At 59.5% G+C, this 20,865-nt stretch carries 20 protein-coding genes; 5 read left to right on the top strand and 15 right to left on the bottom strand.

Annotation, left to right across the window (positions count from 1 at the left end):
* Nucleotides 1-91 precede the first annotated feature (91 nt).
* The 3 genes from VJ651_RS18460 to VJ651_RS18450 are packed head-to-tail and all read left to right on the top strand — an operon-like array spanning nt 92 to nt 2,491.
* Nucleotides 92-1,051 (top strand): thiamine pyrophosphate-dependent dehydrogenase E1 component subunit alpha, encoded by a 960-nt coding sequence (locus VJ651_RS18460; protein ID WP_324108842.1) that lies wholly within the window; start codon nt 92-94, stop codon nt 1,049-1,051.
* Between the two features lie 11 nt (nt 1,052-1,062).
* Entirely contained in the window at nt 1,063-2,061 is a 999-nt protein-coding gene (locus tag VJ651_RS18455) for an alpha-ketoacid dehydrogenase subunit beta (protein ID WP_324108841.1), read from the top strand.
* Nucleotides 2,030-2,491 (top strand): hypothetical protein, encoded by a 462-nt coding sequence (locus tag VJ651_RS18450; protein ID WP_324108840.1) that lies wholly within the window; start codon nt 2,030-2,032, stop codon nt 2,489-2,491. The genes VJ651_RS18455 and VJ651_RS18450 overlap by 32 nt, the downstream gene beginning before the upstream one ends.
* Before the next feature lie 42 nt (nt 2,492-2,533).
* Here the strand turns inward: VJ651_RS18450 and VJ651_RS18445 are convergent, their stop codons facing one another.
* Complete coding sequence (locus VJ651_RS18445; RefSeq protein ID WP_324108839.1) at nt 2,534-3,460, bottom strand: methyltransferase domain-containing protein; 927 nt, start codon at nt 3,458-3,460, stop codon at nt 2,534-2,536.
* Between the two features lie 308 nt (nt 3,461-3,768).
* Here VJ651_RS18445 and fnr point away from each other — a divergent pair, with 308 nt between their 5' ends.
* Entirely contained in the window at nt 3,769-4,527 is a 759-nt protein-coding gene (fnr, locus tag VJ651_RS18440; RefSeq protein ID WP_324108908.1) for a fumarate/nitrate reduction transcriptional regulator Fnr, read from the top strand.
* A gap of 86 nt (nt 4,528-4,613) precedes the next feature.
* Here fnr and VJ651_RS18435 read toward each other — a convergent pair whose 3' ends face one another.
* From VJ651_RS18435 to VJ651_RS18380, 12 genes are all read right to left on the bottom strand, one after another.
* Nucleotides 4,614-4,853: a hypothetical protein gene (locus VJ651_RS18435; protein ID WP_324108838.1), complete on the bottom strand. Its 240-nt coding sequence runs from the start codon at nt 4,851-4,853 to the stop codon at nt 4,614-4,616.
* A 162-nt stretch (nt 4,854-5,015) separates the two neighbouring features.
* Complete coding sequence (locus VJ651_RS18430; protein ID WP_324108837.1) at nt 5,016-5,546, bottom strand: FixH family protein; 531 nt, start codon at nt 5,544-5,546, stop codon at nt 5,016-5,018.
* Nucleotides 5,547-5,565: 19 nt separating this feature from the next.
* A complete protein-coding gene (ccoG, locus tag VJ651_RS18425) occupies nt 5,566-6,960 on the bottom strand; it encodes a cytochrome c oxidase accessory protein CcoG (RefSeq protein ID WP_324108836.1) in 1,395 nt (464 codons plus the stop codon).
* Between the two features lie 27 nt (nt 6,961-6,987).
* Entirely contained in the window at nt 6,988-7,920 is a 933-nt protein-coding gene (gene ccoP / locus VJ651_RS18420; protein ID WP_324108835.1) for a cytochrome-c oxidase, cbb3-type subunit III, read from the bottom strand.
* Between the two features lie 3 nt (nt 7,921-7,923).
* Nucleotides 7,924-8,097: a cbb3-type cytochrome c oxidase subunit 3 gene (locus tag VJ651_RS18415; protein WP_324108834.1), complete on the bottom strand. Its 174-nt coding sequence runs from the start codon at nt 8,095-8,097 to the stop codon at nt 7,924-7,926.
* Nucleotides 8,098-8,099: 2 nt separating this feature from the next.
* The gene (ccoO, locus tag VJ651_RS18410; protein WP_324108833.1) at nt 8,100-8,714 is read right to left on the bottom strand and encodes a cytochrome-c oxidase, cbb3-type subunit II; all 615 of its coding nucleotides are present in this window, start codon (nt 8,712-8,714) and stop codon (nt 8,100-8,102) included.
* Between the two features lie 15 nt (nt 8,715-8,729).
* Nucleotides 8,730-10,154 (bottom strand): cytochrome-c oxidase, cbb3-type subunit I, encoded by a 1,425-nt coding sequence (gene ccoN, locus VJ651_RS18405; RefSeq protein WP_324108832.1) that lies wholly within the window; start codon nt 10,152-10,154, stop codon nt 8,730-8,732.
* A gap of 300 nt (nt 10,155-10,454) precedes the next feature.
* Entirely contained in the window at nt 10,455-10,652 is a 198-nt protein-coding gene (gene ccoS / locus VJ651_RS18400; protein ID WP_324108831.1) for a cbb3-type cytochrome oxidase assembly protein CcoS, read from the bottom strand.
* Nucleotides 10,653-10,667: 15 nt separating this feature from the next.
* A complete protein-coding gene (locus VJ651_RS18395) occupies nt 10,668-13,181 on the bottom strand; it encodes a heavy metal translocating P-type ATPase (RefSeq protein ID WP_324108830.1) in 2,514 nt (837 codons plus the stop codon).
* Entirely contained in the window at nt 13,181-13,966 is a 786-nt protein-coding gene (locus VJ651_RS18390) for a sulfite exporter TauE/SafE family protein (RefSeq protein WP_324108829.1), read from the bottom strand. The genes VJ651_RS18395 and VJ651_RS18390 overlap by 1 nt, the downstream gene beginning before the upstream one ends.
* A 76-nt stretch (nt 13,967-14,042) precedes the next feature.
* Nucleotides 14,043-15,473, bottom strand: a complete 1,431-nt coding sequence (gene hemN / locus VJ651_RS18385) for an oxygen-independent coproporphyrinogen III oxidase (RefSeq protein WP_324108828.1) — start codon at nt 15,471-15,473, stop codon at nt 14,043-14,045.
* A gap of 160 nt (nt 15,474-15,633) precedes the next feature.
* Nucleotides 15,634-16,743 carry an ABC transporter ATP-binding protein gene (locus VJ651_RS18380; RefSeq protein WP_324108827.1) on the bottom strand — a complete coding sequence of 370 codons (1,110 nt, stop codon included), beginning with the start codon at nt 16,741-16,743 and terminating at the stop codon, nt 15,634-15,636.
* A 123-nt stretch (nt 16,744-16,866) separates the two neighbouring features.
* Here VJ651_RS18380 and VJ651_RS18375 point away from each other — a divergent pair, with 123 nt between their 5' ends.
* Nucleotides 16,867-18,477 carry an iron ABC transporter permease gene (locus VJ651_RS18375; RefSeq protein ID WP_324108826.1) on the top strand — a complete coding sequence of 537 codons (1,611 nt, stop codon included), beginning with the start codon at nt 16,867-16,869 and terminating at the stop codon, nt 18,475-18,477.
* 49 nt (nt 18,478-18,526) lie between these two features.
* Here the strand turns inward: VJ651_RS18375 and VJ651_RS18370 are convergent, their stop codons facing one another.
* Entirely contained in the window at nt 18,527-19,537 is a 1,011-nt protein-coding gene (locus tag VJ651_RS18370) for a Fe(3+) ABC transporter substrate-binding protein (RefSeq protein WP_324108907.1), read from the bottom strand.
* 112 nt (nt 19,538-19,649) lie between these two features.
* The gene (locus VJ651_RS18365; RefSeq protein WP_324108825.1) at nt 19,650-20,852 is read right to left on the bottom strand and encodes an NnrS family protein; all 1,203 of its coding nucleotides are present in this window, start codon (nt 20,850-20,852) and stop codon (nt 19,650-19,652) included.
* Nucleotides 20,853-20,865: the final 13 nt, after the last annotated feature.

Below are 20,865 nucleotides of genomic sequence, written 5' to 3'. Positions count from 1 at the left end.
CTTAAGCCCGAAAACCGCCGTTTTTTTTCGCTGCGCTGCACAGTAGACTTCGTCCGCACATCAGTTTCAACACTCTTGATGAAGGACGATCATGACGCAACACTCCAACGGCAACAGCCCGGTATCCATGCTGGAATGCATGATGCTGATCCGGGCATATGAAGAAAAACTCGCCGCGCTGCAAGCCACCGGCATCGCCGGCACCTGCACCTCGGTCGGACAGGAAGCCTCCGCGGTTGGCGTGGTGCGCGCACTGGGTGCGGACGACCGCATCCTGACCAACCATCGCAGCGCCGGTCACCTGCTGGCGCGCGGCGCCGATCCGGGGCGCCTGCTGGCGGAAGTGATGGGCCGCCGCACCGGCTACTGCAAAGGCAAGAGCGGTTCGCTGCATATCTCCGCCAAAGAGCATGGCGTGATACTGACCTCCACCATCGTCGGCGGCGAATTGTCGCTGGCCACCGGCGTCGGCCTCTCCATGTCCATGCTTGCGCAGGACGGCATCGTCGCCTGCTTTTTCGGCGACGGCGCAGCGTGCGAAGGCATCTTTCATGAATCGCTGAACCTGGCGAGCATGTGGAATCTGCCGATCCTGTATGTCTGCGAAAACAACCAGTGGCAAGCCTATGTGCATCGCAACGAAACCATGGCGGTCGACCATATCAGCGACTGGGCTCGCAACTATGCAATGGAAAGCCGCACGGTCGACGGCAACGACGTGGAAGCGGTGCATGCCGCGACCATCCATGCAATTGCGCGCATACGCGAGTCGGGCAAGCCCTTCCTGCTCGAAACCTATACCTACCGCCTGCGCGGACACTTCGAGCCGGACGATCAATCGTATGTCGATCCGCAAGAACTGGCGGCATGGCGCGCCAAGGATCCGATCGCATTGATGCAGGACCGCCTGCTGCAGCGGGGAACGCTGAGTCAGGCGGATATCGCGCGCATGGAACAACGCGCCGCCGCCGTCATCGAGCGCGCCGCTGCGTTTGCCGCCGATTCACCCTTCTCCGAACTGTCCGAACTGACCACCGATGTCTACGCATGAGGAGTAACGCCATGTCTCAAATCACCGTCACTGAAGCCGTCACGCAAGCGCTGGCCGAAGAAATGCGGCGCGACCCGCGCGTCGTCATGTTCGGCGAAGGCGTCGCCACCAAGCGAACCGATCTCCTGAACGAATTCGGACCGCGCCGCATCCGCAACACGCCGCTGGCCGAAGGCATCATCGCCGGAACTGCAGCCGGCGCCGCGGCCACCGGCTTGCGTCCCGTGGTCGACCTGCTGTTCGCACCCTTTCTCTGCTTTGCGATGGATGAAATCGTCAACAGCGCCGGCAAGCTGCGCTACATGTCCGGCGGGCAGTTCTCCTTCCCGATGGTGGTGATCGCCATGACAGGCGGCGGCTGGACCATAGGCGCGCAGCACAACCACAACCTGGAAGCCTGGTTCGTGCACAGCCCGGGATTGAAAGTGGTGATGCCCTCCAACGCAGCCGATTTCAAAGGGCTATTGAAAGCCGCGATCCGCGACGACAATCCCGTGCTGTTCTTTGTCGATATGCCGCTCACGCACGTACCCGGTGAGGTCCCCGAAGACGAGCATGTCGTACCGCTGGGGAAGGCAGCCGTCGCGCGCGAGGGCTCGGACCTCACGATCGTCAGCTACGCAAAGATGGTCGGCACCTGCATCCAGGCGGCCGGGCAACTGGCGCGATCCGGCATCTCGGCGGAAGTGATCGACCTGCGTTCGCTCAAACCGCTCGATGAAGATGCCATCCTGCGCTCCGTTCGCAAGACGGGCCGTCTGCTGGTGGTCCACGAGGCCGGCCGCATGTGCGGGGTTGGCGCCGAGATCAGCGCGATCGTCGCGGAACACGCATTGACCTCCCTCAAGGCGCCGGTGCTGCGTCTCACCAGCCCGGATACGCCGGCGCCGTCCAGCTATGTGCTGGAGCAGGCATTCATGCCGCAAGTGCAGGACGTCGTCGCCGCAGCGAACAAGCTCATGGGAAGAAGCCAGCCGCATGCGCTGGAACCCGAAGCACAGACCGTTTGATTTTCAACAGAGAGAAACCATGCAAACCAGCTTTCAGACCCCGCAAAAATCACTTTCACCTGTCGGCATTATTTGGCTGAGGATGGCAGTCCTCTACTTGATTGTCGGCGTGGCCCTCGGTATCGCGATGGGCGCCAGCGAAAACTTCACGCTGCGCCCGGTGCACGTGCACGTCAACCTGCTCGGATGGGCCACCATGGCGCTGGCAGGCCTCGTGTATAGCGTGTACCCGCACGCAGGCATAAACCGGCTGGCGAAGCTCCATTTCTGGATGACCAACCTCTCGCTGCCGGTAATGACGATCGCCCTGACTTTGCTGTTGCTGGGTCAGCGCGCCGCGATTCCCGTCCTGGCGGCATCGGAAATCGTGGCGGCGCTCGGCATCGTGATTTTCGCGTTCAATATTTTTCTTAATCTAAAGAAAAACTGAGCATGCTGCTGTCGCAATTCCGGGAATCGCGACAGCATACGGTCATGCCGCGGCGAGGCAATGCTCGGATCGCGCGGCGACCGCTGTTGCGGGAAGCAGTTCGACATGCATGGCACTTTGCAAGGACGGAATGGAGCCGCCCGCCCGGTATTGGAAACTCACGTGCAGAACATCGCCGGCGAGCACCTGCACAGGCGTAGCCAGCGGCAACACCAGGTAGTGATTGAGCCAGTCGATCGTCGTTCCCTGCTCCATCAGCACCGCGAGGATGTTCTTGGTAATGAAGCGCAGAGCGTTGACCGTGCCCGCCTGCGTCATCGTGAACGCACCTTGCCACTGAATCGCGATATCGCAGGGCTGGTTGAAATCGAGAATACTGTAGACAGCGGGCGCAGCGAATTCGCTGCTGCCCGGCGAGATCGCGGCGGGTTCCTGGAACTGCACGATCGGCGCGTGATAACCCTCGAAGCAATATTCCTGGCAAAGTGGCTGAACTGCCATGATGGCAGCTTCCGGAATGAACACCGGCAGTTTTCCGCCAAAACGCTCGCGGTAGCGCCGCTTGAAGGACTCGATCATTTCGACTTGCTTTTCGCGCAGCATGGCCACGTGAATCATTTCACAAATGACAATGTCCACCGGCTCGGGCGGCAAGTACTCGAAGGCATCGGCGTGAATCACCTCCACCTTGTGACCTTCCCGGTTATGAGAAAGCAGGCGGCGCGCCTCGGTAACGAGATCCGGATTGAATTCCACGCACCACACCTTTTCCGCCTTCGCCGCGGCGAACCATGACAACACGCCGGTTCCGCCGCCCAGCTCCAATACTTTCGCGCCGGGAAAGACCGCGTGTTCGATCGCTGCCTTGAATCCCTGCATGCGACGACCATCCATCAGCATGTTGTGGTGGTAGTGCAAAGGGATGAATTGCCCCAGATAGCAGCTCTCGATTTCGCGTTCGGTCAGCATGTGCGTGGTCCTGTTGATGTGCTCTGTGTGCGGCTGTTCAATTCGACATAAAATACGGTCGGCGCGGATCGTTTGCGACGCTGCAGCGCCTGCTCTGCCAACCGAACCATGCCATTATCGTTTTGTTGGCGGGAAGCAAAGCTGCGAGCTGCACTTGATTTGTCAACTTGTTTACGCGTTTAGCACTTGGTACGGGACTTGCATGGTTATTCTTGACCTGGCTCAATTCGGAGCCCGATGAGAAAGCCCTAAAGATGAGAACCGAAACCGAGCACACCATGATTCTGCATCGCCTCAACCCCGGTAAAATGAACCAGCCTGTCCCGTTTCCAAAACCGAGTCCGGTCAACGTGCAGGAACTGCGCGCGCGCTGTTCCGCGTGCAGCATGCATCAGCTCTGCCTTCCCATGGGCCTGCAACTGCAAGACATGGACAAGCTCGATCAGATCATCGGCCGTCGACGCAAGGTGCCGCGCGATGGACACCTGTATCGCGTGGGCGATCCTTTCACCAATCTGTATGCGATTCGTCTCGGGCACTTCAAGACGCATCAAATCAATCCGAGCGGCGATCAGCAGATTACCGGCTTCCAGATGGCGGGCGAACTGCTCGGAATGGATGCAATCAGCACCGATCGCCACCATTGCAATGCGATTGCGCTGGAGGACAGCGAAGTCTGCGAAATTCCATTCTCGCGGCTGGAATCCCTGTTCGGTGAAATGCCGACGCTGCTGCATCATTTCCACCGCATGATGAGCCAGGAGATCACGCGTGAGCAAAGCGTCATGCTCTTGCTGGGAAACATGCGTGCAGAACAGCGCTTCGCAGCCTTTCTGAGCAACCTGTCATCGCGCTATTCGGCCCGCGGATACTCTTCCACCAGCTTCCAGCTGCGCATGACGCGCGAAGAGATCGGCAATTACCTCGGATTGACGATCGAAAGCATCAGTCGTCTGCTTTCCAAGTTCAAGAAACAAGGCTGGATCAAGGTGAATAACCGCGAACTGGAATTGCTGGATCCCGCCACCCTGAAAGCGGTCGCCGCAGGCACCAAGACTTGCGGCTAGACATTCCGGCCTGACAAAAAGGAAAAAGCCGTAGTACGCCTTGCTTGAAAAGGCTTACTACGGCTTTTTCACATTGGGCGCCAATGCTAGAAAGGCGACCCTTGGTCGTTTGGCGTACTGATCAGATAGTACGTCAACATGCTCGCCAATGCGCAAAACAGCCAGAAGCAGAAAAACCCCAGTGTGTATGTCGCCACGGGCGGCAGATCCATATGCTGGCTGATCGCTGCCAGTTCATGCGGATCGAACAGCGAGAAAAAGAAACCTTCCGCGACTATCGCCACTAAAAACGACGGCCATAAAACGACCATCAGCAGTCGCGCCATCCTCCTACCCTCCTTTCAGCTGAGACCCAATGTACTTCTTGTGTATTGACAAGGTACATCAATTCGGTCTATCAGCACAACATTCCGATTGCAAAAATGTTTCCCGAAACCGGGAAAACCATTCAGGATTGTGAGAACGTTTTCGCTGCATTGTCTTGCTGATCAGGACGCCTCCGCGCGGATTTCGACTTCACGCTCATGCGGCCAGGACCAGACGCCGTTCAGCCGCCAATCGCGCTGCTCGCCTTCCACCAATACTTGCCAACGTGCCATGTCCAGCATCGGCAGCGCTACCGAGAAATTGCCCTGCGCATCCGGCCGAACCTCCAGCCGCATGTCCTTCGACGGCAAGGTGGAGTGCAACAGACTCAGCTCCAGCTTCCTCGCGTCCGGCTGGGCAAGGTTGGAAATCGTTCCGGACAAGATGCCCGCCGCCACGTCGTAGCGGATATTCAACTTCAGGCGCATGGAGGCGGCAACCCGGTCGCGTCGCAGGTCCTGGTTGATCGCCTTGCCTTGCTTGTAATAGTCATCGACGACCAGCGCGTCCTGGCGCGTAAACGCCAGCCACGCGGTATAGGACCCGGCGATGACGACCACCAGCGGCCCGAGCATCAGCAGCCATGGCCACGGATGGCGATACCAGGGCTTGCTGGCGTTGATGCGATTCGAAACAGATGCCGTGCTTTGCATAACAATCTCCAGAACTTGACTAACGCGGTACGATGAATACCGCTTTTTCCTTCACTTCCACACTCTCGTCGTCCAACGCCTCGACCTCGAATGCGATCTTGTTCGACCCGGTGTTGCCCTTGCCGTGCGCTACGCGCACCCGGACCGGCACAGCGCGTGAACCGGTCGCCGGCAGTTCGACTTCACTCGGCGTAGCCAGCGCGATCGACTCGATGCCCGACACGCTGATCTTGTAGCGGTGCGGACGTTCGTCGGTATTCATGATCTGCAAGCGATAGACGTTCTCGATCATGCCGTCTTCCACCTCGCGTCCCATCGCGCCGCGGTCGCGGATCACGTCCACCTTGAGCGGCGTACGCGTCAGCAGCGAGCCGAAGAAGCCTGCCACCACCAGCAGCAAGATGCCGGTGTAGATCAGCACGCGCGGACGCATTGCGCGTTGCCGGATCTGCTTCGGCGTGAAGTGGTTGCGCATGGCGTTATCGGTCGAATAGCGAATCAGGCCGCGCGGAGCGTTGACCTTGTCCATCACCGAGTTGCAGGCGTCGATGCAGGCCGCGCAGCCGATGCAGTCGTACTGCAGGCCGTTGCGGATGTCGATGCCGGTCGGGCAAACCTGAACGCACATCGAGCAGTCGATGCAGTCGCCCAGCGAAGACTTGCCTGCCGTCTTGCTGCGTGCGCCGCGCGGTTCACCACGCTCCTTGTCGTAGGTGATGATCAGCGTGTCCTTGTCGAACATCGAACTCTGGAAACGCGCATACGGACACATGTACTTGCAGACCTGCTCGCGCATCCAGCCGGCATTACCGTAGGTGGCGAATCCGTAGAACAGGATCCAGAACCACTCCCACGGACCCATTCCGAGCGTCATCACTTTCTCGCTCAGCACGTGGATCGGCGTGAAGTAGCCGACGAAGGTGAAGCCGGTCCACAAGGCGACTGCGCCCCAGATCAGATGCTTGGCCGATTTCTTGGCAAACTTGGAAGCGGACATCGGCTGCTTGTCGAGCCGCATGCGGGCACTGCGGGTACCCTCGATCTTGCGCTCGATCCACATGAAGATTTCGGTGTAGACCGTTTGCGGACAGGCGTAGCCGCACCACAGGCGTCCGGCTATCGCCGTAAAGAGGAAGAGCGAATAGGCGCAGATGATCAGCAGCAGCGCAAGATAAATGAAATCCTGCGGCCACAACACGACGCCGAAGATATAGAACTTGCGCGCGCCGAGATCGAACAACACGGCTTGCCGCCCGTTCCATGACAGCCAGGGCACGCCATAAAAAACAAGCTGGGTCAGCCATACGCAGACCCAGCGCCAGTTGGCGTACCAGCCTTTCGCCTCGCGAGGATAAATCTCCTCGCGAGCCTGATACATCCTAATTACCGAAACCTTTGGTGCAGGTTCACTCATCAAATTTCACTCACTACTTGAACCGAATCACTTCTGCGTGACGGTCGATTTGTCGTTGGAGAGGCTCCATACGTAAGCCGCCAGCAGATGGACCTTGCCTTCGCCCAAAAATTCCTTGAACGTCGGCATCGTGTTGGTACGGCCCTTGTTGATGGTCTCCATGATGGTTTCCTTGCTGCCGCCGTACAGCCAGATCTTGTCGGTCAGATTGGCCGAACCGATCGCCTGATTGCCGTGTCCGTCCGGGCCGTGGCATGCCGCGCACGCGCCGAACTTCTCCTTGCCGAATGCGGCCTTGATCGGGTCGTGTGCCGAATTGGACAAGCTCAGCACATAGTTCGCGACGTTTTCCACATCCTTGTCGGAACCGAGTGCAGCACCCATCGGAGGCATCATGCCATTGCGCCCGTTGAGGATGGTCGTCTCGATCGTTTCGGGCGCACCGCCGTACAGCCAGTCATTGTCGGTCAGGTTCGGGAAGCCCTTGTTGCCGCGGGCATCGGAGCCGTGGCACTGCGCGCAATAGGTGAGGAACAAGCGTTCGCCGATTGCATGCGCCTGCGGATCCGCAGCCACTGCCTTGAGGTCCATCTTCTGGTACTTGGCGAAGATCGGACCGAATTCCTGATCCGCCTTTTTCAGTTCTTCCTGGTACGCGCCGGTCGATTTCCAACCGAGCTTGCCCGCATAAGAACCGAGGCCGGGATACAGGAACAGGTAACCGACACCGAACACGATGGTGATGTAGAACATCCACATCCACCAGCGTGGCATCGGATTGTTCAGCTCGGCCAGTCCTTCGTCCCAGCTGTGGCCAGTGGTTTGCATCTCTTTTCCGTCGCCGGAAACCACCACCTTGGCCTTGGATTGCGCCCACAACAGGATCGCGCATCCCGCGATGCCGAGGATAGCCAGCATCGCGATGTAGACGCTCCAGAATTCACTTGTAAAGTCTGCCATTTTTTATTTCTCCGAAACTTGGATATCCTTTTCATCGGCGAACGGCAGATTGGCTGCCGCTTCGAAGTCTGCGCCGCGGCGCGAGCTGTATGCCCAGAGGACAATACCGATGAAGGTGAGGAAGCTCAGCACGGTGAACAAGCTGCGTGCATCGAGAAACATGCCTTCTAAGTCCATGATTACCTCGCAGACTTGATCAGGATGCCCATGCCTTGCAGGTAGGCGATCAACGCATCCTGCTCCGTCTTGCCTTCCAGTTCCTTGGGTGCTGCCGCGATCTCTTCATCCGAATAGGGATGGCCGAGCTTGCGCAGCGCGCGCATCTTCGGCGCCACCGATGCCGGATCGAGCTTGGTCGTTGCGAGCCACGGATAGCCGGGCATGTTCGACTCCGGCACGACGTCACGCGGATTGTTCAGGTGCGTGCGATGCCATTCGTCGCTGTAGCGGCCACCCACGCGCGCCAGATCCGGGCCGGTACGCTTGGAGCCCCACTGGAACGGACGGTCGTAGACGAATTCGGAAGCGACCGAATAGTGGCCGTAACGCTCGGTCTCGGCACGGAACGGGCGGATCATCTGCGAGTGGCAGTTGTAGCAACCTTCACGCACGTAGATGTCACGTCCGGTGAGGCGCAACGCGGAATACGGCTTCAGTCCCGCGACCGGTTCCGTGGTCGATTTCTGGAAGAACAACGGCACGATTTCAGCCAGGCCGCCGACGCTCACCACCAGCACGATCAAGATGATCAGCAGCCAGGGGTTCTTCTCAATCCATTCATGTGAAAATTTCATTCCTTGCTCCTTGATTCAAGCGTGTGCGGCGACTGAGGGGATGCGCGCGGTAACGGGCTTGCCGTCGCGCACAGTCATGAACGTGTTGTAGGCCATCATTACCATGCCGGCCAGGTACAGCAGTCCACCGCTGAAGCGAATCACGTAATACGGGAAGGTCGCCTTGACCGATTCCACGAAGGTGTAGGTCAGCGTGCCGTCGGAATTGACCGCGCGCCACATCAGGCCCTGCATCACACCGGCAATCCACATCGAGGCGATGTACAGCACGATGCCGATGGTAGCCACCCAGAAGTGCACTTCGATCAGACGCTTGCTCCACATCTCGGTCTTGCCGGACAGGCGCGGAATCAGGTAGTAGATCGAGCCCATGGTGATGAAGCCGACCCAACCCAGCGCGCCGGCATGCACGTGGCCGATGGTCCAGTCCGTGTAGTGCGACAACGCGTTGACGGTCTTGATCGACATCATCGGACCTTCGAAGGTCGACATGCCGTAGAAGGACAGCGACACGATCAGGAACTTCAGGATCGGATCGGTGCGCAGCTTGTTCCATGCGCCGGACAGGGTCATGATGCCGTTGATCATGCCGCCCCAGGAAGGTGCCAGCAGAATCAGGGAGAACACCATGCCGAGCGATTGCGTCCAGTCAGGCAGCGCGGTGTAGTGCAGATGGTGCGGGCCCGCCCACATGTAGGTGAAGATCAGCGCCCAGAAGTGCACGATCGACAGGCGATAGGAGTACACCGGCTTTTCAGCTTGCTTCGGAATGAAGTAGTACATCATGCCGAGGAAGCCCGCCGTGAGAAAGAAGCCCACCGCGTTATGGCCGTACCACCACTGCACCATCGCGTCCTGCACGCCTGCGTAGGCGGAGTAGGACTTGGTCAGCGAAACCGGCATCTCGGCGCTGTTCACCACATGCAGCAGTGCGACCGCGAGGATGAAGCCGCCGAAGAACCAGTTGGCTACGTAGATGTGCGGCACCTTGCGCTTGACCAGCGTGCCGAAGAAGACGATCGCGTAGGACACCCAGACGAGCGTGATCAGAATGTCAATCGGCCACTCGAGCTCTGCATATTCCTTGCCGGTGGTCAGACCCATCGGCAGAGTGATCGCGGCTGCAACGATAACGGCTTGCCAACCCCAGAACGTGAACGCCGCCAGCCCGTCGGAAAACAGGCGGACCTGCGCGGTACGCTGGACCACGTAGTAGGAGGTCGCGAACAAGGCGCAACCGCCGAATGCGAAGATGACCGCATTGGTGTGCAATGGTCGCAAGCGGCCATAAGTTAACCAGGCGATATCGAAATTGAGGGCTGGCCAGGCTAGCTGCGCGGCGATGAAAACGCCGACCAACATGCCCACCACGCCCCACACTACAGTAGCGATCGCGAACTGCTTGACGACCTTGTAGTTGTAGCTAAGTGATGTATCCACGTACGATCTCCCAGGGTTAGTAACATTGATGGGGGCAGGGTATATTTCCGCCCTCTGAAAAACCTTGATGTGAATCAAATTGACTCAAATCAAGTACACCACTCTGACGATAGGGATTTTCGGGTAGTTTTTTAGAATCTTTTTCCTAGCTTTTGGCTGGACAAAAGTGCCCGGAAATTTGCCTGCGGGTCTGACAAAACGGGACGAATCCGGAAGCGCGAGAAGTGGCCGCCGGATGATTTTTACGGCGTGGATCAGGGAAGAAGCAAGCGCTGAGGAGGGATCAGGCGGACCGAGACTTCAGGCCTTCTCGCCGTCGCCTTTTTTTGCGTCATCCGCCTCGGATGCCGCTGCAGGACGATCATCGTCCTGCAGGATGCGCATGCCAGGCCCGACCAGATCGTCGAACTGACCATTGTCCGACGCAGCGAAGAAGATCCAGATCGCGGCGAACACCACGACAATGCTCAGGGGGACGAGGAGATAGAGAGCTTCCATGGTTTCCTTGCACCGTCACGCGGCCTGGTTGTTGAGATGCGCAACGGCGGCTTGCGGCGTGGACGCCCCGCGCGGCACGCGTCGCAAGCGCAATGCATTGACGACAACGATTGCCGAGCTCAGCGACATCCCGATGCCCGACAGCCAGGGATTGAGCAGGCCCAGCGCCGCTGCGGGAATCGCGATGAGATTGTAAACGCTGGCCCACGCCAGGTTCTGCTTGATGACCGACATGGTCTTTGCGGCAGCCGTGTTGGCGTCCCAGATCGCGGAAAGCCGGCCGGACAACAAGACCGTATCGGCATGCGTCTGGGCCAGTGCCGCGCCGCTGCCCATGGCAAAAGAGACATCGGCCACGCGCAATACGGCCGCATCGTTGATGCCATCGCCGACCATCGCAACCACTGCCCTCTCCGCCTGCAGGCGCTGGACGAATTCCAGTTTCTGGTCCGGCAGGAATTCGCCGTAGGCGAGCGGAATGCCCAAATCCCTGGCCACGCGCTGCGTCACCGCCTGTTGATCGCCGCTGAGCAGGATGACCTGCTTGCCGGCAGCCTTGAAATGATCGACCACCTGCTTCGCATCGCTGCGCACTGCATCGGCCAGATCGAAACGCGCGAGCCACCCTTGGGCGCAACCGAGATAGACCGGTGTCAGACTGTCATCCGATGCAAGCGGTGCGGAGGAATTCGTCAGCTGCGCGACGAAAGCCGCCGAACCCAGGCGATAGCGCATGCCGCCCATGACACCTTCCAACCCCTGGCCGGCGGTGTAATGCAAATCGCTTGCGCTGCTTCCGTCCGGCGCCACGCCTGTTGCGCGCGCCGCTTCCAGTATGGCCAGCGCAAGCGGGTGCGCGCTCGACGCTTCCAGGGCGGCGGCAAGTTGCAGGCAATGCTCGATCGCTTCGCCGCCCAGAGGGGCGATGTGGCGCAGCGCCGGCTTGCCGGTCGTGAGCGTCCCGGTCTTGTCGAAAATGATATGCGTGGTGCGATACAGGGTTTCCAGCACATGCGGCTGCACCACCAATACGCCCTGCCGGACAAGGCGGTCGGTGGCAGCTGCCAGCGCGCTCGGCGTAGCAAGCGATAGTGCACAGGGACACGACACCACCAGCACGGCGACGGCGATCGGCCAGGCGCGCGACGGATCGACCCATTGCCACACGCCGAAGACAACCAGCGCGAACAGCAGCAATGCGGCAACAAACCAGCCGGCCACTTTGTCGGCCCACAATGCCAGTTGCGGCTTGGCCTGCCCTGCCCGCTCGATCAGCTTGACCAGCATCGACAAGGTGCTTTCGCGCGCGGACTTGCAGACCTGCACAACGATTGCCTGGGTGGCATTGACCGCACCGCCGGGCAGCAGATCGCCCACGGATTTCGCTTGCGGATGGCTCTCGCCGGTGAGCAGGGAAAAATCGATCGCGCTTGATCCTTCGACAATCATGCCGTCGGCAGGAATCGCTTCACCGGGCTTGACCAGCACCATGTCACCTTCGGCAAGCTGCGATGCGGCCACCACTTCGGTCGTACGATCGGCGGGAAAGCCGGCCATGCGCGCCGCCGACGCCGGCAATGCGTGCTGCAGCTTTTCCAGCGCCGATGCCGCCTTGCGCCTGGCCATCAGCTCCAGATAGCGGCTGCACAAGAGCAGGAAAATGAACATCGTCACCGAGTCGAAATACACATCGCCCTTGCCGCTGATGGTGGATGCGACGCTGCCGATGAATGCCGCGGCAATGCCGAGCGCAACCGGCACATCCATGCCGAGCGCGCGTGCCTTCAGATTCGACCACGCGCCCTTGAAGAACGGCAGTGCCGAATAGAACACCGCCGGCAGGGTCAACAGCAGGCTGGCCCAGCGCATCAGCGCCTCCATGTCGGCGTCCATCGTGCCATCGGTGGCGAGATAGACCGGCACCGCATACATCATGACTTGCATCATCGACAATCCGGCGATGAAGAGCTGCCGGAACATCTTCTTGCCCGCGCGCTGCAATTGCTCGCCATGGCGGACTGCATCGTACGGATAGGCGGCGTAACCGACCTCGCGCACAGCGCGCAGGATGTCGCTCGGCTTGCAACTGTCTTTTTGCCAACGCACGTGAAGCCGCTCGGTGGCGACATTCAGGTTGATGTTTTCGATGCCGCGCACGTGCGTAAGCCGGCGTTCGATCAGCCACACGCAGGCGGCGCAACGAATCCCGTCGATGGAAAACACCGCTTCGCAGCTGTCGCCCTGCGCGTTCGCCGAACCGGAAAACTGCTCCAGCACTTCGGGCGCGTCGTACAGGCGCAGCTCTTCGGGAATGAGTGCGTCCTTGTCGGCCGGAGTGGAATAGCCCTCGCGCGTGGTGTAGTAATCGGTCAGGCCACTATCGACGATAGTCTGCGCGACGGCTTCGCAGCCGGGGCAGCACATCGCACGCGGCACACCGGCGATCGTGACGCGCCAGTGCGAACCGGAGGGCACCGGCAGGCCGCAGTGGAAACACGGCTCGGCAACCGACGACATGGTCGCAGCCATCAATGCGCTCCGTGGGAAAAGCTCTGCGGCGTGATGCATACCGCGTCGAGCCAGCCCAGCGACAAACCGTTGGCGGCGCGCACCAGCCCGATCAGGCCGAAGGCCAATACCAGCATGCCGCTCGCCACGCGCACCCAGCGCTTGCGCGTCCAGGCCTGCAGGCGCGCGCCCAGCATGCCCATGGTCAGCAGCACCGGCAAGGTTCCCAATCCGAAGGCAAACATGACCATTGCGCCGGAAAGCGCCGAGCCGCTGAGCATGGCGGTCAGCAGCACGCTGTACACCATGCCGCACGGCACCCAGCCCCATAATCCGCCGAGGGCGAAGGCTTTTGCCGCACTGTCAACGGGAAGCAGATGCTTCATCAATGGTTGCAATTTGCGCCACAGCACTTGCCCCACCGCTTCGAGCTGCGCGAGGCCGCGCCAGACATCCATCAGGTAAAGGCCGAGCGCGATCAGCATCAGGTTGGCCAGCCAGTAGCCGCCGATCTGCAGCGAGGAGACGAAGGAAAAAGTGCGCACGCCCTGCGCAACGCCGCCGGCGATGGCGCCGGCAATGGCATAACTGGCAATGCGTCCGGTGTTGTAGGCGACGACGCGCATGGCGTCGTCAAGCACGGCCGCGTGCGCCACGGCGCCGGAGCCATTGGTCACGGCGACCGGAAACGGACGCCGCTTCGAAGCGACCGAAAACGCGCTCACGATCCCGCCGCACATGCCGATGCAATGCACGCCGCCAAGCAAGCCGATCAGGAAAACGGAGATTAAATGCAAATCTGTCACTGGATGAGAAATGCGAGCCCGGACAGGGAATGGGTCCGGGCGGGAGCCTGCCGCCGCAAAAAAGCGACAGCTTACATCAGATCGTCCTGGAGTACCGCAAGCGCTCGACTTTGGCTTCCTGCTTGGTATTCAGGTAGCGGTCGAACACCATGCAGATATTGCGGATCAGCAGACGGCCCTTCGGAGTCACGGTCAGCCATTCGGCATCGATGCTGAGCAAGCCGTCGGCCTCCAGCGCGCGCAGCTTTTCGATTTCGGCGGCGAAATACGCGGTGAAGGTGATCGGATAGGCCAACTCGAGCGAGCGTATGGACAATTCGAAATTACACATCAGCATCTGGATGATGATCCGGCGCAGCAGATCATCGACGCTCAGCTTGATGCCGCGCGCGATCGGCAGTTCGCCCTGCTCCAGGCGCTCGTAATAGGCTTCCAGCGTCTTTTCATTCTGGCTATAGGTAGACCCGACAGCGCTGATGGCAGAGACGCCGCAGGAAACCATTTCCGCTTCCGCATGGGTGGAATAGCCCTGGAAATTGCGATGCAGGCGCCCTTGGCGCTGCGCGATGGCCAGGTCGTCATTCGGCTTGGCGAAGTGATCCATGCCGATGTATACGTAGCCCGCATCGGTCAATCGCCTGATGCTCAGGGCGAGCATGTCCAGCTTGGTCTCCGGATGCGGAAGGTCCGCTTCCGCGATGCGGCGCTGGGGCTTGAACAGATGCGGCAAATGCGCATAGTTGTAAAGCGAAATGCGATCCGGATTCGCCGCGATCACCTTGCTCAGGGTCTGGCCCATCGTGATCAGATTCTGCTTCGGCAAACCGTAGATCAGATCGACGCTGATGGAGCGGAAACCCGCATCGCGTGCAGCCTGCATCACGGATATAGTCTGCTCTTCCGGCTGGATACGGTTGACGGCTTTCTGCACGTCGGGGTCGAAATCCTGCACACCAAGGCTGATGCGATTGAAGCCCTGCGCGCGCAGCGAATGCACACGCTCCGGCGACACCGTCCGCGGATCGATCTCGATCGAATATTCGCCGGCATCATCCGTTGCGAAGCGAAACCACTTGCGGATGTGCGCAAGCAGATCGGCCATTTGCTCGTCGGAGATATAGGTTGGTGTGCCGCCGCCGAAGTGCAATTGCTCGACATGATTCATCGCTGCAAACAACTTGCCCTGGATGTCGATCTCGCGCTTCAGATAGGTCAGGTACTCGTCGGCCTTGCTGCGATTCTTGGTGATGATCTTGTTGCAGGCACAGTAGTAGCAGAGCTTGTCGCAGAACGGAATATGCACATAGATCGACAGCGGGTTGCGTGCTCCCATTGCCCGCACACCGTTTACGGCCTGCAGATAATCGCCCACGCGGAAGTCTTCCGTGAAGCGGTCTGCGGTCGGATACGATGTATAGCGCGGCCCTTGCTGGCTCAACTTGCGAATCAAGCCTGCATCGAAGAGCACTGAAGGTGTAATGGGAATTGCGCTTGCCGGTACTGCCATAGTTCACTCCTGCTGTCGCACGCCCCGAGATGGGGCGCTCCTAGACTCGGTTGCAGTGTACGTTTGGGGTACAAAGCGACACCTTGATCTATGTCAAAATGCCCGGACTTGGATCGTACAGTCATTCTTTTGTCAAGTGGAGTGTGCCATCACGTTGCTGTTACTGTACTTGTGCTTCTTGCTTGACAGTTGAACACTGCACAGGATGACCAAGAGGGTCGGTGTCGTGAAAAGCGACGACATGATCGACATCCAGCCGAATACCGATCTGCTCGCCTATGGCATGATTGTGGTGACTCGGCACAAGTGAGAGCACTTGCGCTCCGCTTGGCAGCTTCAGCGTGTACAGGAATTCCGCACCGCGAAAGGCCTTGGCGACGACTTCCGCCTTGAGTCCGCTGGCGTCATCATGAGTCACGTCGTCCGGTCGCAACAACACGCTGACGCGACAGTTTAAACACTGCCCAACCTCTTCCGCCAATGCCGTGCTCGAGAGCACGCCCAGCTCAATGCGTATGTGGCCGGCGTCGAGCACTTCACCGGGCAGGAATGCGCCCTGCCCGATGAAATCCGCGACAAAACGGTTGGACGGCTTGTGATACAGGTTATACGGCGTATCCCATTGCTGGATGTGCCCGTTGTGCATGATGCCGACTTCATCGGCCATCGCAAATGCCTCATGCTGGTCATGCGTCACAAGAATCGCAGTGGTTCCCTCCGCTTTCAAAATACTGCGAACGTCCGACGCCAGTCGCTCGCGCAGGTCGACATCGAGGTTGGAAAAAGGCTCGTCCAGCAAGAGCAGTCGGGGACGGGGTGCCAATGCGCGCGCCAATGCCACGCGCTGTTGCTGCCCGCCAGACAATTGATGCGGAAACTTCCCTCCCTCGCCGGCAAGGTCGACCATTGCCAGCAGCTCCGACACGCGCGAATGGCGTTGCTCGGCACGGTCGCCGCGCAATCCAAATGCGATATTGTCAGCCACGCTCAAATGGGGAAACAAGGCGTAGTCCTGGAACACCATGCCGACACGACGCTGTTCCGTGGGCATATGCGTATGCGGATCGCTGACCACCTTGCCGTCAAGCCGGATCGTGCCGCCACTGACTTGCTCGAAGCCTGCGATGCAGCGCAGGACAGTCGTCTTTCCGCAGCCGGACGGGCCGAGCAGACAACCGATTACGCCCGGCATCAGGTGGAATGACAATCCATCTACGACGCGATGGCGATGGTAGGCATAGGAAATGTTCTGGAGATCAAGCAGCGACATGACGAATATCAACAAGAAGGTGAGACAATTATAATTCTCATTTTCATTCAAAAGCCTATCGTGCTGAAACAGGGACTCATCTTCGGAACTTCATCGCGCAAATCCGATGTGTCGAGCTTAAGAGTGATAGCACTTATTGTTGCCTTCCTGATCCTGATTCCGATCCTGGCGATCGCCGCCAATCTCCTGATGAGCGGTTCCAGCGACACTTGGCGCCATCTCGCGGCCACCGTGCTTTCCTCCTACATTGCCAATACGCTCATACTGTGCATCGGCGTGTCTGCGGGAGCGATCCTTATCGGCACATCAGCCGCCTGGCTGGTCAGTATTCACGAATTTCCCGGGCGGCGTGTCTTCGAATGGGCGCTGGTATTGCCACTCGCGGTGCCAACCTATGTGATGGCTTATACCTATACCGATTTGCTGCAATTTGTCGGCCCGGTACAGTCGTGGTTACGCGAAAGCTTCAACCTGAAGCCCGGCCAATACTGGTTCCCGGATATACGCACGATCGGCGGCGCCGTTGTCATCTTCGTGTTCGTGCTTTATCCCTACGTCTATCTGCTGGCACGCACCGCTTTTCTGGAGCGTGCGACCGGCATGCTGGAGGTCGGACGTTCACTGGGGCTGGGACCATGGCAAAGTTTCTTCCGCATCTCGCTGCCGCTGGCGCGGCCGGCGATCGCCACCGGGGCTTCGCTTGCGCTCATGGAAACGCTGGCGGATTATGGGGCAGTTTCTTATTTCGGCGTGCCGACTTTCACCACCGGCATTTACCGGGCCTGGTTCTCGCTTGGCGACCGGGTCGCTGCTGCACAGCTTTCCGCCGCGCTGCTCGGCTTTGTCGCCCTGGTGCTGCTGACAGAGCGCATCACGCGGGGGCGGGGGCGCTTTCATAACACAACCGCGCGCAATCGCCCTCTTCCCGGACATCAACTGTCCGGCATAAAAGCGGTCGGCGCAGTACTGGTCTGCCTGCTGCCGCTGATGATCGGTTTCCTGATACCGGCCGGTACATTGCTCCACATGGCGCTCACCAGCGGCGACGCGCAGTTCGGGGAACGCTTCTTGCGCCTTGCGCGCAACAGCTTCGTGCTTGCCGCCATCTCAGCCGCGGTTGCCGTGGCCATTGCCGTGCTGCTTGCGTACGCTGCCCGAGGGGCGCGGCACATCATGTCATCGCTCGTCAATCGCGTCGTCGGCCTGGGTTACGCATTGCCAGGTTCGGTAATCGCGGTGGGCGTCCTGATACCCGTGAGCCGCCTCGACACCTGGCTGGCCTCGACTGTGCAGGAAATCACCGGCCACAATCCGGGCCTCGTCCTCACCGGGGGAATCGCTGCACTGATCTATGCCTATCTGGTCCGCTTTCTGACAATGTCCTTGCAAACAGTGGAAGCCAGCCTGTCCAAGATCACGTCATCCATGGATGACGCCGCGCGTTCACTTGGCTCTGGGTACGGCGAAACGCTGCAGCGGATTCATCTGCCCCTGTTGCGCGGCAGTCTGCTCACTGCCGCACTCCTGGTATTTGTCGAGGTGATGAAGGAGTTGCCTGCGACTCTGGTGATGCGCCCGTTCAATTTCGATACGCTGGCAACTCAAGCCTATACATTGGCATCGGACGAACGCCTGGCCGAAGCCTCGACCGCCGCATTATCCATTGTCGTCGTCGGTGTCCTGCCGCTGATGTTGGTTTCGCGCGAGATCGCCCGCAGCAGACGTTCACAGTAAAAAAAGGGGGCAGCGCCCCCTGATACTTTGTATCGGACAATCCGCTTTTTTACTTCCAACCTGCCCTGTCGTAGATTTTCTGCACTACTGCCTGGTTCTTCGTCAGTGCACCGACATTGATCGTTTCGGCCTTGAATTTGCCTAGCGATTCCAAGGCCGGATTCTGGGTCTTAACGTTCGGCACGACCGGCCATTCGTTATTGCCATCCGCAAAATAGACTTGCGCCTGGTCGGATGCAAGGTACTCCAGGAACTTGACGGCCGCCTCCTTGTTGGGCGCATTTTTTAACATGCCGCCACCGGAGATGTTGATGTGCGTGCCGGTGGTCTTCTGGTTAGGCCAGACGACGGTGACCGCTTCCATCACTTTCTTGTCTGCGGGTTTCTCCGAGCGCATCAGACGCGCGACATAGTATGAGTTGGCTATGGCAACGCCGCATTCGCCTGCAGCGACTGCCTTGATCTGGTCGGTATCACCGCCCTTCGGTGCACGCGCGAAGTTCGCCACGACGCCCTTGGCCCATTCCTCGGTTTTTTGTTCGCCGTGGTGTTCTACCATCGCGGCGCCGAGCGAGAGATTGTAGGGATGCGAACCGGAACGAGTGCAGACCTTGCCTTTCAGCCTGGGATTGGCCAGGTCTTCGTAGTTCTGGGCATCAGCCGGATTGACCGCAGTCTTGTTGACCACGATGACACGCGCACGCGTCGAAAATGCATACCAATCCTTCGTATGCAAATTCGCGGGAATGCGTGTTTCCAGCACCTTGGAATTGACCGGCGCGAACAGGTTAAGCTCCTCGGCCTTGGCCAGGCGCGCCGCATCGACCGTCAGGAACACATCGGCCGGGCTGTTTGCGCCTTCATTCTTGATCCGCTCCAGCAACTCGTTCTCGCCAGCTTCGATGCGATTGACCTTGATACCGGTTTGCTTGGTGAAGTTGGTGTAGAGCGCTTCATCGGTCTGGTAGTGACGGGCAGAGTAAAGATTGAGCACCTTTTCCTGTGCGTGCCCAGTGCTGGCGACCGCAATGCATAGAGCGAGCGCCGTGCCGATTTTCATCTTAGCCATCATTTACATCCAAGTAAGAATTAAAGACCGGCTTAGCGTATCAAAACTTCGATCTAAATGCAAATCATTCTCATTATCGATATTTGATCTGCAGGCATTCATTTCAACCATCACGGCCATCAATGCGCGCACGAGTGAGGTATGGCGCATACACTGCAACGTAAAGCAGGAAGGCTGCGCTCCAGCTGGCGGCAGCAATGACAAGCAGCACATCGCGTACGCCGAAGGCATTCGCAGCGGCAAGCAGACGTGCAACGACGCCTGCCTGGATCAGCAGGTACATCAGCGTTTCACTGCGGCCGGCGGCCAGCGGACGTCCAGTATGGCCAAGCGCGGTACGCGTGATCATGCCGATGATCAGGCCGCCCATGGAACCGACAGCCAGCGCGTGGAAGGCCGCACTGGACGTGGCGTACTGCAGTGCCGCCAGCGACAGCAGGAAGAAGCCGACCGCAATCCATGCATACGACACATGAAGAATCCACACCAGCGGCTTGCGCAGCGTGACCTGAGGCTTCCACCCCACCAGGCGCGTCAGTTGCGTGACACTGGCTGCGAAGGTCAGCGCCGCCACCAGCGGTGCCGGCAGATGCGCGATCCATGCCACCGATGCCAGGGCCGTCAGTGCGATGCTGATGCTGTCGCGCTTGGGATTGGTGATCGGCTTTGTGCCCGGAATCCCGTTGGAGGTGAAGCCGGGAATCACTCGCCCACCCATCACCGACTCGATCATCACGACAATCAGAATCGCTGCCTCGACCGGCGCGATCGGCGAAACCGCCAGAATGCCGTTGGCACTCAGGTGGAAAACAATGTTGGCGCAGGTCAGCAGACCGAGCAAAGCCACCAGGAAATAATTTCGCTTGTTGCCCGCACGCTTAAGCACGCGGTAGATCGGCCATGCCGCCAGCGGCAGGAAGGACACGTCCACCACGGCCGCCAGCGCCGGCGGGCAGACCAGCATCGCGAGCCGTCCCGCGAGCCAGAGTCCGGCAAGCGCGGCGAGATGACCGCGGCGCGGTGTCCACAGGCCGGTCCAGTTGCGTCCGGCGGTGAAAATGAATCCGATGATCACAGCCACCGCGAAGCCGAACACCATTTCATGCACGTGCCAGTTGATATTCACATGCAGGCGGCTGGGAGTCAGGCCGAAATAGCCGGCCAGCCAGAGGGGGACGCTGATCGCCGCGAAGGCGGCTGCCAGCAGGTAGAACGGTCGGAATCCGAGACGAAAGAACGGATGATGCGTCAGCGACGACTTCCCTTGTGCCGGTGAGCGCGGCTCTTCAATGGTCAGCAAGGCCATGGCAACCCCCTTT

The organism is Noviherbaspirillum sp. (assembly GCF_035254865.1).
Lineage (GTDB): Bacteria > Pseudomonadota > Gammaproteobacteria > Burkholderiales > Burkholderiaceae_D > Noviherbaspirillum.
The sequence above is the reverse complement of the archived record's forward strand: the minus strand, read 5'-3'. Positions and strand labels throughout refer to the sequence as shown.